This is a genomic window from Frigoribacterium sp. VKM Ac-1396 (assembly GCF_015350895.1).
Classification (GTDB): Bacteria; Actinomycetota; Actinomycetes; order Actinomycetales; family Microbacteriaceae; genus Frigoribacterium.
In genome coordinates this window covers 842,446-856,254 of the sequence record NZ_JADKSD010000001.1, presented here as the reverse complement: position 1 = coordinate 856,254, position 13,809 = coordinate 842,446, and the positions used below count along the sequence as shown (strand labels likewise).

The following is a 13,809-nucleotide window of genomic DNA, read 5'->3' as shown; positions in this document are numbered from 1 at the left end:
CGATCGTGCAGCCGTTCTCCATGATCGTTTCGTAGCCTCGACCGCATGACGATGCGCCGGGTCTGCTACCGCCTCCTCTGGGTCGCCGTGTTCGCGTTGCCGCTCTGGGTGCTGCTGGGCCGGGCCTTCTTCGGCGTGCCCCTGGGGTTGCAGTTCGTGGGTCAGCTGCTGCTCGTGCCCCTGTTGTTCGTGGGTCAGGCGGTCGCCACGGGCGTCGTCGTGGGGCGTCGCAGCGTCCGCCGGACGAAGGCGGTCTCGTGGCCCGACGTCGGCCTGCTCTCGCTCTCGTGGCTCGGTCAGCTCGGCCTCGGCTTCTTCGTCGTCGACAGTTCGGCCGAATCGCCCCCGTCGTCGGCGTTCACTCAGGTCGCCGGCGGGGTCTCGTCGCTCGACCTCTCGACCGCCCTGTTCGCCCTGTGCGCCGTCGTGACGATCGCCGCTGGCGTCGGCCTCTTCGCCGCGGGGCTCTGGCAGTTCGCGAAGGAGGCGCGGGCCCGCATGGCGACGTCGCTGGCCGACCTCGAGAGGGCCGCGTCGGGCACCGGGGCCGCCTCCGGGCGTCGGTCCGGCCTCGGTGACGACGGCCCCGTCATCACCATCAGACCGCGAGGCTGACACGGGTGCCCGTGCTGTGGCACAATTGACGCTTGTGCCTGCGCACGACTCTGCCACAGGGGAGTCTGCCGATCCAGAGCACACCTTCTTCATCATGACGGGCGCGTGACGCGCCCCAGACACGCAGTCGACCTGTGGCGGTTGCAGAGAGCGAACGACAATGCACATCCTCGACGCGGTTGACTCCGCCAACCTCCGCACGGACGTCCCCGACTTCCGCGCCGGCGACACCGTCAAGGTGCACGTCAACATCATCGAAGGTACCCGCTCGCGCGTGCAGGTCTTCCAGGGTGTCGTCATCGGCAAGCAGAACGAGGGCATCCGCGAGACCTTCACGGTCCGCAAGGTGAGCTTCCAGGTCGGCGTCGAGCGCACCTTCCCCGTGCACTCCCCGGTCATCGACCACATCGAGGTCGTCAGCCGTGGCGCCGTCCGTCGCGCCAAGCTCTACTACCTGCGCGAACTGCGCGGCAAGAAGGCCAAGATCAAGGAGAAGCGCGACAACTAGTCACGTTCCCCGCGACATCCTCCGAGCTCCCCGCCGTCTAAGATGGCGGGGAGCTCGGGTGGTTAAATGACGAATGACACAGTGAGGCGCGCCCTGCGTCCTCGTCGCGACGACGGCAAAAAACGCGGCATCGGCACGTTCGTGCGCGACGTCCTGGTGATCTTCCTGGCGGCGCTCTTGATCTCGTTCCTGATCAAGACCTTCCTGATCCGGTCGTTCTACATCCCCTCGGGCTCGATGGAACAGACCCTCCAGATCAACGACCGCATCATCGTCAACGAGCTCGTGCCCGACCTCGTCGACGTCAAGCGGGGCGACGTGGTCGTGTTCACCGACCCGGGTGGTTGGCTCGACGGCACGGCGCCGATCAGCACCACCACCGGCAACCCGGTGTCCGACGGCGTCTCGTGGTTCCTCACGCAGGTGGGTCTCGGTGCCCAAGACAGCAACGACCACCTCATCAAGCGCGTCATCGGCCTGCCCGGCGACACGGTCGAGTGCTGCAACGACTTCGGGCAGATGTCGGTCAACGGTGTGCCGCTCGACGAGCCCTACGTCGACTTCCCTCCGGGCGAGACCCGCGCCTCGGCCATCGACTTCTCGGTCACCGTGCCGGCCGACTCGTTGTGGGTCATGGGCGACAACCGCTACAACTCGAAAGACAGCCGCTACAACGGTGCGACGCCGAGCAAGGGCTTCGTGCCCATGAGCGACGTCGTCGGGCGCGCATTCGTCATCAGCTGGCCCACCGACCGCTGGACGTGGCTCGGCGACTACCCCGACGTCTTCCGCGGGACCGAGCGCGAGGGCGAATGACGCCCGTCGTCGACCCGACCCTCGAGTTCGAGCGCGAGCTGCACGCGTCGGGGGCCACCTGGGTCATCGGCTGCGACGAGGTCGGTCGGGGGGCCATCGCCGGGCCGGTCGCGGTCGGGCTCGGCGCCGTCCACGTCGAGTGCCTCGACGTGCCCCCGGGCCTCCGCGATTCCAAGCTGCTGTCCGAGAAACGGCGTGAGGCCCTCTACCCGCTCGCGACGTCGTGGGTGTCCCACCACGCGGTGGGGTTCGCCGAGGCGCACGAGGTCGACCGGCTCGGCATCGTCGTCGCGCTCGGGCTGGCCGGCAAGCGTGCCCTGACGGCCCTGCACCACGCCGGGGTCGGCATCATGCAGTCCGTCGTCGTGCTCGACGGCAACCACGACTACCTCTCGCCACAGCTGAGCACCCCGCCGCGCATCACGACCCGGGTCAAGGCCGACCGTGACTGCGCGTCCGTCGCGGCGGCGTCGGTCATCGCCAAGGTCGAACGCGACCGGCTGATGATCGAGGCCGACGGCGTCCACCCCGGCTACGGTTGGTCGGGCAACAAGGGCTACGGCTCGTCGGCACACTACGGGGCCCTCTCAGAACTCGGTCCGTCGCCGCTGCACCGCCTGACCTGGCTGCACTGAGCCGCCACGTCGGTCGACGGGGGTCCGGCGACCCGAGCGTCCGGGGCCGCGTAAGATGATCCCCCGATGGACGAGGACGATTTCGAAGACTACGACCGCGAGGTCGAGCTCGCGCTGTACCGCGAGTACCGCGACGTGGTGTCGCAGTTCCGCTACGTGGTCGAGACCGAGCGACGCTTCTACCTGGCCAACGAGGTCGACCTGGTGCGGCGCGACACCGAGCACGACTTCTACTTCGAGCTGTCGATGACCGACGTCTGGGTCTGGGACGTCTACCGCTCCGACCGTTTCGTGAAATCCGTCCGCGTGCTCACCTTCAAAGACGTGAACGTCGAAGAGCTCACGACCCGCGACCTCGAGTTGCCGAAAGAACTCGCGCTCGACGAGTAGTCGCGTCGGGGTCGGGGTTTCGTTCACGCTCCACCACGCCTCGTCCCCAGCCGTCCCTGCCGGGCCGCCCTCCCCAGCCGTCGGCCGGGAAGCGCCGTGACCGACGGGCGTCCGCCAGCCTCCTGACAGGAGGTCCACATGGCGAAGAAGGACGAATTGGGTCGGCGCGGCGAAGACGTCGCGGCCGAGTACGTCGAGGCGCAGGGCATGCGCGTCGTCGAGCGCAACTGGCGCTGTCGCGAGGGCGAGATCGACCTGGTCGCCGTCGACGGCGACGAGCTGGTCGTCGTCGAGGTGAAGACGCGGACGGGCACCGGCTTCGGCCACGCCCTCGAGGCGGTCACACCGGCGAAGCTGGCCCGGCTGAGGCGCCTGGCCGCGGCCTGGTGTCAGGCACACCCCTCGCCCGCCCCTCGAGGTCTGCGCATCGACGTCGTGGGCATCACGGTCGAGCGGTGCGCCGGGCACGAGCGCATCGACCACGTCCGCGGGGCCGGCGCGTGAGCGTCGCACGGACCCGTGCCGTCGCCTTGCTGGGCGTCGACGGCGCCCTCGTCGAGATCGAGGCCGACATGGGTGCCGGGCTGCCGGCCTTCGTCATCATCGGGCTGCCCGACACCTCGTTGGGCGAGGCCCGCGACCGGGTCCGGTCGGCCGCGACCAACTCGGGCTGCGCGCTGCCGGCCCGCAAGCTGACGGTCAACCTGTCGCCGGCGTCGCTGCCGAAACAGGGGTCGTCGTTCGACCTGGGCATCGCCATCGCGGCACTGGCGGCGGCCGAACTCGTGCCGGCCGACTCCGTCGAGCGGGTCGTCCACCTCGGCGAGCTCGGCCTCGACGGTCGGCTCCGCCCGGTCGACGGCGTCCTGCCCGCCGTGCTCGGCGCGCGTCGCGCCGGGGCCACCACGGTCATGGTGCCCACCGACAACGCCGACGAGGCGTCGCTCGTGCCGGGCATCATCGTGGTGCCCGTGCCGAGCCTGCGCGAGGCGGCCGTGTGGCACGGGGCCGACCTGGTGCCCGAACCGGTCGAGGCCATCACGAGGTCGCGCGCCGACCGCGTCCTGCCGACCGACCTCGACCTGTCCGACGTCATCGGCAACGTCGACGCGGTCGAGGCGCTCGTCGTCGCGGCGGCGGGCGGCCACCACGTGCTGATGGTCGGACCGCCCGGTGCCGGCAAGAGCATGCTCGCCGCCCGTCTGCCGGGCCTGCTGCCCGATCTCGACGCCGACTCGGCCCTCGAGGTCGCGTCCATCCGCTCGTTGGCCGGTGTCGCCGTGACCGGCGAGCTCGACCTGAGGCCGCCCTTCGAGGCTCCACACCACACCTGCAGCGCGGCAGCCCTGGTCGGCGGCGGCAGCGGGGTCATCCGACCGGGCGCCGCGTCGAGGGCGACCCGCGGCGTGCTCTTCCTCGACGAGGCACCCGAGTTCTCGCAAAGCGTCCTCGACTGCCTGCGGCAGCCCCTCGAGTCGGGCGAGACCGTGGTCCACCGGTCCCGGTCGGTGGCGCGCTTCCCGGCGAGGTTCCAACTCGTCGCCGCGGCGAACCCCTGTCCGTGTGGCCAGTACGGCTCGCGGGACTCCGACTGCAGCTGTTCGCCGCACCAGCGGCGGCGGTACCTGGCGAAGCTCTCGGGGCCGCTCGTCGACCGCATCGACCTGCAGTTGCGGGTGTCACGCATCAGCTCGTCGCAGTTCCGGGCCTCGGCGGACGTCGTTCAGACGACGACGGAGCAGGCGCGCGCCCGGGTCGAACGAGCCCGACGACGTGCCTCGCAGCGTCTCGAGGCGACGCCGTGGTCGCTGTCCTCCGAGATGCCGGGCACCTGGCTGCGCGACCCCGCGAACCGACTGTCGGCGGCCGACTCGCAGCCGATCGACCGGGCCCTCGAGACCGGCGCCCTCACGATGCGCGGCTACGACCGGGTGCTCCGGGTCGCGTGGACCCTCGCCGACCTCGACGACGATCGCGCGCCCGTCCGGCGACACGTGGTCCGGGCCCTGAGCATGCGGCAGTCGCTGTGAGCGAGCTGCTCCGGGCGACTCCGGGCGAGCTCGCCGACCTCGTGCGACCGGTGCTGTCCGACGAGGGCGACCCCTCCGAGGCGGACGCCGTGCGGGCGTTCGCCCTCGGTGCCTGGACCGGCGTGGTCGAACCGGGCGACGCCGTGGGCGGTGTCGTCCGGTCGGTGCTCGGGCCCGCCGTGGGCCTCCGCGCCGTCCTCGAGGCGGCGGTCGGACGTGACGAGCCCCGACCCGGCCTCCTGGCGGGCCGGTTGCTCGACGCAGGCGCCACCCGTGACGACGTCGCACGGCTCGACCTCGCCCGCGCGTTGACGAGGTGGCGGCCGCGACTCGAGACGCCCGTGATCGTGCGGTCGTTCCGCACGGCGACGGCCGTCGGGTCGAGGCTGCTCGTACCGGGTGCTCGAGGGTGGCCGTCGGCCCTCGACGACCTCGGCGAACACGCTCCCGTCGCCCTGTGGGCACGGGGCGCGTCCTCGGTGCCTCCGCCGTCGGCCAGCGTCGCGATCGTCGGGTCGCGCGCCGCGTCCGCCTACGGCGAGCAGGTCTCGGCCGACCTCGCGGGTGGTGTCGTCGACCGCGGCCTCGCGATCGTCTCGGGTGCCGCCTACGGCGTCGACGGGGCGGCCCATCGGGCGGCGTTGGCCGCGTCGGCGACGACGATGGCGGTCATGGCCGGGGGAGTCGACCACCTCTACCCGGCAGGCCACGACACCCTGCTGCACCGCATCGTCGACACGGGCGTGATGATCTCCGAGTCACCCTGTGGCGGCAAGCCGTCCCGCTGGCGCTTCCTGCAACGCAACAGGCTGATCGCGGCGTTGACCGCGGCCACCGTCGTGGTCGAGGCCGGTGGCCGGTCGGGGTCGTTGAACACGGCCGCGCACGCCCAGTCGCTCGGGCGTCCCGTCGGCGCCGTTCCCGGGCCCGTGACCTCGCCGTCGTCCGTCGGCTGTCACGCCCTCATCCGGTCGGGCCTGGCCGAATGCGTCACGAGCGCCGACGACGTGGCGGCCCTCGCCGGCGTCGCCCCCGACCTCGTCGCCGCGTCGTACCAGGGGCGCCGACTCGACCCCGAGACGATGCGGGTGCTGGACGCGCTCAGCACGACGGCGACCCGCGAGACCGACGAGTTGGCCGTCGCGAGCGGGCTGTCGCTCGAGACCGTCCGTGACGTCCTCGCCGAGCTCGACCTGTCGGGCGCGGCACGTCGGCACGGGTCGGGGTGGCGACGGGTGAGGGGGCGGCGAGATGGCTAGCCTGTCGGCATGCACGAGCCGGGGTCGAGACGCGAGGGGCGGGCCCTGCCGTGACGCGCCTCCTCGGCGAGGTCGAGCGGTTCGCCGACCACCTTCACGACGGTCGCGGGCTCAGCGACCACACGGTCCGGTCGTACGGCGCCGACCTCGACTCGCTCGTGGCCTTCACCGAGCACCGTCTCGGTCGCCCGGGCGAGGTCGGCGACCTCGACCTCGACCTGCTGCGTGACTGGCTCTGGCAGGGCACCCAGGCCGGGCTCGCGCGGGCGACCCTCGCGAGGCGGTCGGCGAGCGTCCGGGCGTTCACCCGGTGGCTCGACGAGACCGACCGGACGCTGCTCGACGTGGGCGCCCGGCTGCGCGCGCCGAAGGCCGAGAGTCGACTGCCCCGGGTGCTCACCCGGGCACAGGTCGACGGCCTGCTGGCCTCGCTCGCCGTGCGCGCCGACACCGACGACCCGGGAGCACGCCGAGACCTCGCCGTCGTCGAGCTGCTCTACGGGGCGGGCCTCCGCGTGTCCGAGCTGGTCGGCACCGATCTGGCCGACGTCGACCTCGGGCGGTTGACCGTCCGGGTGACCGGCAAGGGCGCCAAGCAACGGGTCGTGCCGTTCGGGGTGCCTGCGGCCGAGGCCCTGGGCCGGTACCTCGACCGTGCTCGCCCGGCCCTGGTCACGGCCGAGACCGCCGCAGCGTTCTTCGTCGGCTCGACCGGTGGGCGTCTCGGCACCCGGTCCGTCTACCGCCTCGTGGCCGGACTGCTGGCCGACCTGCCCGGCGGGGGACCGGCCGGCCCCCACGCCCTGAGGCACACGGCGGCCACCCACCTGCTCGACGGGGGAGCCGACCTGCGGGCCGTCCAAGAACTGCTCGGCCACGCGAGCCTCGGCACCACCCAGATCTACACGCACGTGTCGACCGACAGGCTCCGCGACAGCTACCGCTCGGCGCACCCGCGCGCCTGACGCCCAGACCGTCGAACCGACGAGCCGGCTCACCCCCGGGTCGGCAGCAGCACCGACGGCTCGACGCCCCCCAAGAACACCAGCGGCGAGACGTACTCGCCGTCGACCCGTGCCCCGAGATGCAGACAGGACAGGTCGGCGCAGTGCCCCGGGTCGAGCACCCCCACGGTCTGCCCCCGGGTCACGACGTCGCCCTTGGCCACGTCGGCGGTGACGGGCTCGAAGCTGCTGAGCACCCCGCCGGCGTGTGCGATCGAGAGGACGGGACGGTCGACGACCACCCCGGCGAAGTGCACGACGCCGTCGTCCGGCGCCAGGACGACCGCACCCGGCGTCGTCCCGACGTCGATGCCGCGATGCCCCGGCGACCACAGGTTCGGAGGGCCGACGAAGGGCCGGACCACCGGGTGGGGCGCGGCGACGGGCCAGGCCCACACCGCGCCTCCTGCCGTGGTCGCTCGAGCGCCCTCGTCCGCGGCCGTCGCCGAGGCCGGCACCGCGACGGCGGAGGCGACGACGAGGGTCGTCATGGCGACGAGGGCCGACGCGCGAGACGACGCCCGGAGGTGAGAACGCATACCGGGACCTTGCCGGATGCGCAAGCTTTCTCGGCGAGGCGTAAGGTTCACCCGTGCACGAACACCCCGTGCACACCGTTTGTGGGGGAGTCGAGGCCACGAGCCATGCTCCTCGAGCCGTGAAGGAGTACAGGTGTCGAACACCACTGCAACGACGAAGAGCCTGAACAGGCGGGTGACCGCGCTCGCCGTGGCGGCGGCCATCGGCGGGTTCCTGTTCGGTTTCGACTCGTCGGTCATCAACGGGGCCGTCCAGTCGATCACCGACGAGTTCGGCCTGACCGAGTTCGCCTCGGGCTTCGCGGTCGCCTCGGCCCTCATCGGTTGTGCGATCGGCGCCTACGTGGCCGGCCGCCTCGCCGACAAGATGGGCCGCATCAAGGTCATGCTGATCGGCGCAGGCCTGTTCTTGATCAGCTCGATCGGTGCCGCCGCGGCCTTCGCCGTCTGGGACCTCGTGCTCTGGCGCGTCATCGGCGGCCTGGGCATCGGCATCGCGTCGGTCATCGCCCCCGCCTACATCAGCGAGGTCTCGCCCAAGGCGATCCGTGGCCGTCTGGCGTCCTTCCAGCAGCTCGCCATCACGCTCGGCATCTTCGCCGCTCTGCTGTCCGACCAGCTCTTCGCGGTCACGGCGGGTGGCGCCTCCGAGCCGTCGCTGTTCGGTCTCGCCGCGTGGCGCTGGATGTTCCTCGTCGGCATCGTCCCGTCGGTCGTCTACGGCGTCCTGGCCTGGCGCCTGCCCGAGTCGCCGCGCTACCTCGCCGGTGACGGGCGCGAGGACGAGGCCAAGAAGGTGCTGCAGTCGATCGTGCCGGCCGAGACCGTCGACACGAGCCTGAAAGAGATCACCGACTCGATCCGCACCGAGGCCGAACTCGAGAAGAAGTCGTCGATCCGGGGCAACCGCTTCGGCCTGCAGCCCATCGTCTGGGTCGGCATCATCCTCGCCGTGCTGCAGCAGTTCGTCGGCATCAACGTGATCTTCTACTACTCGACCACCCTCTGGCAGGCCGTCGGCTTCCAAGAAGAGGACTCGTTCCTGATCTCGACCATCACCGCCGTCGTCAACGTCGCGGTGACCTTCATCGCCATCGGCCTGGTCGACAAGGTCGGTCGTCGCCCGATGCTGCTGGCCGGTTCGGTCGGCATGTTCGTCAGCCTGGCGGTGACCGCCCTCGCCTTCAGCCAGGCGACCACCACGGCGAGCGGCGACCCGTCGCTGCCCGGTGCCTGGGGCCCTGTCGCGCTCGTCGCGGCCAACCTGTTCGTGGTCTCGTTCGGCGCCACCTGGGGCCCGCTCATGTGGGTGCTGCTCGGCGAGATGTTCCCGAACAGCATCCGCGCCACCGCCCTCGGCGTGGGCAGCATGGCCAACTGGATCGCGAACTTCGTCGTCACGGTGTCGTTCCCGAGCCTGGCCGCCCTCAGCCTGTCGCTGTCGTACGGCATCTTCGCGTTCTTCGCGCTCGTCTCGTTCTTCTTCGTCCTGGCGAAGATCCCCGAGACCAAGGGGCGATCGCTCGAAGAGATGGGCATCTCGGCCGTCGAGGCCGACTCGGGTCGGGCCGCGAAGGCCTGAGCCTGGCATGATCGTTGAACGTCCCGTCCAGCTCCTGGGCGGGACGTTCGCATTCTGAGAGGACTTCCGATGAGCCACGCCGACGACTCGACCCAGGTCGTGCCCGCCGACGAGACACCGGGAGGCGCTGCCGGCGCCACCCACGACACCCGTCAGGAGGCGCCGGTCGCGCCCCGGAAGAGAGCGTTCGCCCCGTGGGTCTTCTGGCCCGCAGCGGCCGTGATCCTCGGGTTCGTCGCCTTCGCCATGGCCTTCCCGACCGTGGCCGAGGGCCTCTTCGGGTCGGTGCAGAGCGGCATCGTCGGGGCCTTCGGGTGGTACTACGTGCTGCTCGCCGCCGTCTTCGTGGTCTTCGCGCTCTGGATGGGCGTCAGCCGCTACGGCGACATCAAGCTCGGCAAGGACGACGACGAGCCCGAGTTCTCGCGCCTGTCGTGGCTCTCGATGCTCTTCGCCGCGGGCATGGGCATCGGCCTCGTCTTCTACGGGGTCGCCGAGCCGCTCAGCCACTACGCCAGCCCGCGACCCGGGGTGACCGGCGACGCCAATCAGCTCGCCGGCCAGGCCCTCAGCCAGACGTACCTGCACTGGGGCGTGCACGCCTGGGCCATCTACATCGTCGTCGGGCTCGGCATGGCCTACGCGATCCACCGTCGCGGGCGGCCCGTGTCGATCCGGTACGCGCTCGAACCGCTGCTCGGCTCGCGCGTCCACGGCCTGTGGGGCAACGTCATCGACGTGGTCTCGGTCGTCGGCACGTTGTTCGGCGTCGCGACGTCGCTCGGGCTCGGCGTGCTGCAGATCTCGGCCGGCCTCTCGGCCGCGGGCATCGCCGAACCGACGCTGCTCGTCCAGGTGATCCTGATCGCCGGCATCACCGGGGTCACGATCTTCTCCCTGGTCAGCGGTGTCACCAAGGGCATGAAGTGGCTCTCGAACACCAACATCGTGCTGGCCGCCCTGCTGCTGGTCTTCGTGCTGGTCAGCTGGCCGTCGCTGTTCCTGCTGCGCGACTTCGTCCAGTCGCTCGGCAACTACCTGCAGAACGTCGTCGGGCTCACCTTCACCGTCAGTGCCTTCTCGGGTGCCGAGGGCGAGGCCTGGCAGGGCGCCTGGACGACCTTCTACTGGGGGTGGTGGATGTCGTGGGCACCCTTCGTCGGCATCTTCATCGCCCGCATCTCGAAGGGCCGCACCGTCCGCGAGTTCGTCGTCGGCGTGCTCGTCGTCCCCACCCTGCTGACCTTCCTCTGGTTCAGCGTCATGGGTGGTGCCGCGCTCTACCGCGAGGTCTTCGGCACCGGCGGGCTGGTCGCGGCCGACGGGTCCGTCGACACCGAGGGCGCCCTGTTCGAGATGCTGCAGGGCCTGCCCGGCGGCTCGATCGCCGTGTTCGGGGCCATCCTGTTGATCGGGCTCTTCTTCATCACCTCGTCCGACTCCGGTTCGCTCGTGCTCGGCATGATCTCGACCGGTGGCGACACCGAGCCGAAGCCGTGGGTGCGCATCTTCTGGGCGGTCGTCACGGCCCTCGTGGCCATTGCCCTGCTCGTCACGGGCGGGCTCGACGCCCTGAAGACGGCGGCCATCATCACGGCGCTGCCGTTCAGCGTCGTCATGATCGGCATCTGCGTGGCGACGTTCCGGGCCTTCGACTCCGAGCACCGACGCTTCCTGCGTGCCCAGCGCACGCAGCTGCGCGACGACTTCGGCGACCACTACGGACTCGAGGAGGCGCGGGCACCGAAGCGGGGGCTGCTCGGCCTCGGTCGACGCCGCTCGTAGGCGAGGTGCGGGTGCGCGGTGGTCGCCTCCGTCGGGTGGCGACCACCGCCTCCTCGGGCGTGTCGGTGGTGCTAACATGAGCACTGCAGTCTGCTCAGCAGGCTGACTTCGCGTGCCCTGTGCGTCCTCGGACGCACCGACGTCGAGACGACCCCGTCGTCTCGCGCCGCTCCCGGCCTCCGCGTCCATTCGGTCCGAACGCGCCTCACGGTGCGGTCGGCGGACGTGTGCCCGGGCACCAGGCAGCGGCGACCGACCGGTCGCCCGACAACCGACAAGCAGGCACGCCCGCGGGCGTGCCCAGAACCAAGGAGAACGACCATGGCCGTCGTCACCATCCGCCAGCTGCTCGACAGCGGCGTCCACTTCGGACACCAGACCCGCCGCTGGAACCCGAAGGTGAAGCGATTCATCCTCGCCGAGCGCTCCGGCATCCACATCATCGACCTGCAGCAGTCGCTCGGCTACATCGACAAGGCGTACGACTTCGTCAAGGAGACGGTCGCCCACGGTGGCACCATCCTCTTCGTCGGTACCAAGAAGCAGGCCCAGGGCTCCATCGCCGAGCAGGCCAACCGCGTCGGCCAGCCCTTCGTGAACCAGCGTTGGCTCGGTGGCCTCCTGACCAACTTCCAGACGGTCTCGAAGCGCCTCGCCCGCATGAAAGAGCTCGAAGACATCGACTTCGACGACACGACGCAGGGCTTCACCAAGAAAGAACTGCTGATCAAGAAGCGCGAGCTCGACAAGCTGCACAAGACGCTCGGCGGAATCCGCAACCTGACCAAGACGCCGTCCGCCCTCTGGGTCGTCGACACGAAGAAAGAGCACCTCGCGATCGACGAGGCCAAGAAGCTGGGCATCCCGGTCATCGGCATCCTCGACACGAACTGCGACCCCGACGAGATCAACTTCCCGATCCCGGGCAACGACGACGCGATCCGCTCCGTCGGCCTGCTGACGCGCATCGTCGCCGACGCCGCTGCCGAGGGCCTGGTGCAGCGTCACCAGAAGCCCGAGGACGCCGACCAGCCCGTCGAGCCCATGGCCGAGTGGGAGGCCGAGCTGCTCGCGCAGGGCGAGGCCAAGGCTGCCGACGCCGCCGCCGAAGCACCCGCGACCGAGGCGCCCGCCGCCGAGGTCCCCGTCGAGGAGAACGACGCCGACGCACAGGTCGCCGCGAAGCCCCTGGGCGAGCCGGTCGCCGAGCCCGTCGCCGAGGCGACCGAGGCCACGTCGGCCGAGCCGGCCGACGCCGACTCGAAGTAGCCCACACCTCCTCACCTTCCGACTCCACGAAAGGAAGTCAGACACATGGCCAACTACACCATCGCTGACGTCAAGATCCTCCGTGACCGCCTCGGCGCGGGCATGGTCGACAGCAAGAACGCCCTCGAAGAAGCCGACGGCGACATCGAGAAGGCCGTCGAGATCCTGCGCGTCAAGGGACTGAAGGGCGTCGCCAAGCGCGAGGGCCGTCAGACCACCGCCGGACTCGTCGCCGCCAAGCCCGGCTCGGGCTACGCCACGCTGATCGAGCTCGCCAGCGAGACCGACTTCGTCGCGAAGAACGAGAAGTTCGTCGCCCTGGCCGACCAGGTCCTCGAGGCCGTGCACGCGGCCGGCGCCTCCAGCGCCACCGAGGGCAACGCCTCCGCGATCGGCGGCCAGACCGTCGAGGCCTTCGTCAACGACGAGGCCGCGCTCATGGGCGAGAAGGTCGAACTGCGCACCGTCGCCCGCATCGAGGGCGAGCAGTTCGCCATCTACCTGCACAAGACCTCGAAAGACCTGCCCCCGCAGGTCGGCGTGGTCGTGGGGTACACCGGTGACGACGCCGAGACCGCGCGCTCGATCGCTCAGCACATCGCCTTCGCCGCGCCGACGTACCTGTCGCGTGACGACGTGCCCGCCGAGCAGGTCGACAAGGAGCGCGCCATCGTCGAAGAGACGGCGAAGAACGAGGGCAAGCCCGAAGCGGCCCTGCCCAAGATCATCGAGGGTCGCCTGACCGGCTTCTTCAAAGAGATCGCCTTGCTCGACCAGGCCTACGCGAAAGACAACAAGTTGTCGGTCGCGAAGGTCGTCGACGAGGCGGGGCTCTCGATCACGGGCTTCGCCCGCATCAAGGTCGGCGCCTAGTCAGCACCGTGACGGGGTCCGAGACGAACGTGTCTCGGGCCCCGTTGCCATGCCCGGCCGAGGTGTCGACGCCGGGAGCACCACCTGCGACGGACGGCGACCAGCCCGAACTCGCTAACCTGGCTACGGCCACGACGAGACGGAGACTCGCATGACATCGGAAACCACCGGACGCCGACGCGTCCTGCTGAAGCTCTCGGGCGAGGCCTTCGGCGGCGGCCAACTCGGCGTGAACCCCGACGTGGTCGGTGCGATCGCCCGTGAGATCGCCGACGCCGCGACCGACGTCGAGATCGCCATCGTGGTCGGCGGTGGCAACTTCTTCCGGGGGGCCGAGCTCAGCCAGCGCGGCATGGACCGCGGTCGGGCCGACTACATGGGCATGCTGGGCACCGTCATGAACGCCCTCGCCCTCCAGGACTTCCTCGAGCAGGCCGGTGCCGCGACGCGCGTCCAGTCCGCCATCGCGATGACCCAGGTCGCCGAGCCCTACATCCCCCGCCG

General features: G+C 70.6%; 14 protein-coding genes and 1 pseudogene. 14 read left to right on the top strand and 1 reads right to left on the bottom strand.

Annotated features, from left to right (window positions below; translation table 11 throughout):
* The first annotated feature begins 45 nt into the window (after nt 1–45).
* From ITJ55_RS03985 to ITJ55_RS03945, 9 genes are all read left to right on the top strand, one after another.
* The gene (locus ITJ55_RS03985; RefSeq protein WP_194594173.1) at nt 46–615 is read left to right on the top strand and encodes a hypothetical protein; all 570 of its coding nucleotides are present in this window, start codon (nt 46–48) and stop codon (nt 613–615) included.
* A gap of 160 nt (nt 616–775) precedes the next feature.
* The gene (gene rplS, locus ITJ55_RS03980; RefSeq protein WP_054145615.1) at nt 776–1,123 is read left to right on the top strand and encodes a 50S ribosomal protein L19; all 348 of its coding nucleotides are present in this window, start codon (nt 776–778) and stop codon (nt 1,121–1,123) included.
* A 66-nt stretch (nt 1,124–1,189) separates the two neighbouring features.
* Nucleotides 1,190–1,939: a signal peptidase I gene (gene lepB, locus ITJ55_RS03975; protein ID WP_194594172.1), complete on the top strand. Its 750-nt coding sequence runs from the start codon at nt 1,190–1,192 to the stop codon at nt 1,937–1,939.
* Nucleotides 1,936–2,574, top strand: a complete 639-nt coding sequence (locus ITJ55_RS03970) for a ribonuclease HII (protein WP_194594171.1) — start codon at nt 1,936–1,938, stop codon at nt 2,572–2,574. The genes lepB and ITJ55_RS03970 overlap by 4 nt, the downstream gene beginning before the upstream one ends.
* 66 nt (nt 2,575–2,640) lie before the next feature.
* Nucleotides 2,641–2,964: a DUF2469 domain-containing protein gene (locus tag ITJ55_RS03965; RefSeq protein WP_043596320.1), complete on the top strand. Its 324-nt coding sequence runs from the start codon at nt 2,641–2,643 to the stop codon at nt 2,962–2,964.
* 138 nt (nt 2,965–3,102) lie between these two features.
* The gene (locus tag ITJ55_RS03960; RefSeq protein ID WP_194594170.1) at nt 3,103–3,468 is read left to right on the top strand and encodes a YraN family protein; all 366 of its coding nucleotides are present in this window, start codon (nt 3,103–3,105) and stop codon (nt 3,466–3,468) included.
* Nucleotides 3,465–4,994 carry a YifB family Mg chelatase-like AAA ATPase gene (locus ITJ55_RS03955; RefSeq protein ID WP_194594169.1) on the top strand — a complete coding sequence of 510 codons (1,530 nt, stop codon included), beginning with the start codon at nt 3,465–3,467 and terminating at the stop codon, nt 4,992–4,994. The genes ITJ55_RS03960 and ITJ55_RS03955 overlap by 4 nt, the downstream gene beginning before the upstream one ends.
* Nucleotides 4,991–6,253: a DNA-processing protein DprA gene (gene dprA, locus ITJ55_RS03950; protein ID WP_194594168.1), complete on the top strand. Its 1,263-nt coding sequence runs from the start codon at nt 4,991–4,993 to the stop codon at nt 6,251–6,253. Before ITJ55_RS03955 ends, dprA begins: the two co-directional genes overlap by 4 nt.
* 50 nt (nt 6,254–6,303) lie before the next feature.
* Nucleotides 6,304–7,218 (top strand): tyrosine recombinase XerC, encoded by a 915-nt coding sequence (locus ITJ55_RS03945; protein ID WP_194594167.1) that lies wholly within the window; start codon nt 6,304–6,306, stop codon nt 7,216–7,218.
* A 29-nt stretch (nt 7,219–7,247) separates the two neighbouring features.
* Here the strand turns inward: ITJ55_RS03945 and ITJ55_RS03940 are convergent, their stop codons facing one another.
* Nucleotides 7,248–7,796: a murein hydrolase activator EnvC gene (locus ITJ55_RS03940; RefSeq protein ID WP_228497561.1), complete on the bottom strand. Its 549-nt coding sequence runs from the start codon at nt 7,794–7,796 to the stop codon at nt 7,248–7,250.
* Nucleotides 7,797–7,929: 133 nt separating this feature from the next.
* Here ITJ55_RS03940 and ITJ55_RS03935 point away from each other — a divergent pair, with 133 nt between their 5' ends.
* The 5 genes and pseudogenes from ITJ55_RS03935 to ITJ55_RS15895 all read left to right on the top strand — a co-directional run.
* On the top strand, nt 7,930–9,378 hold the full coding sequence (locus ITJ55_RS03935; protein ID WP_370544004.1) for a sugar porter family MFS transporter: 1,449 nt from the start codon (nt 7,930–7,932) through the stop codon (nt 9,376–9,378).
* A 69-nt stretch (nt 9,379–9,447) separates the two neighbouring features.
* Nucleotides 9,448–11,163, top strand: a complete 1,716-nt coding sequence (locus ITJ55_RS03930; protein WP_194594165.1) for a BCCT family transporter — start codon at nt 9,448–9,450, stop codon at nt 11,161–11,163.
* A gap of 321 nt (nt 11,164–11,484) precedes the next feature.
* Entirely contained in the window at nt 11,485–12,432 is a 948-nt protein-coding gene (rpsB, locus tag ITJ55_RS03925; RefSeq protein WP_194594164.1) for a 30S ribosomal protein S2, read from the top strand.
* Between the two features lie 45 nt (nt 12,433–12,477).
* On the top strand, nt 12,478–13,305 hold the full coding sequence (gene tsf / locus ITJ55_RS03920) for a translation elongation factor Ts (RefSeq protein WP_056257245.1): 828 nt from the start codon (nt 12,478–12,480) through the stop codon (nt 13,303–13,305).
* Between the two features lie 151 nt (nt 13,306–13,456).
* Nucleotides 13,457–13,809: pseudogene (locus tag ITJ55_RS15895) on the top strand (uridine monophosphate kinase); the annotation flags it as partial.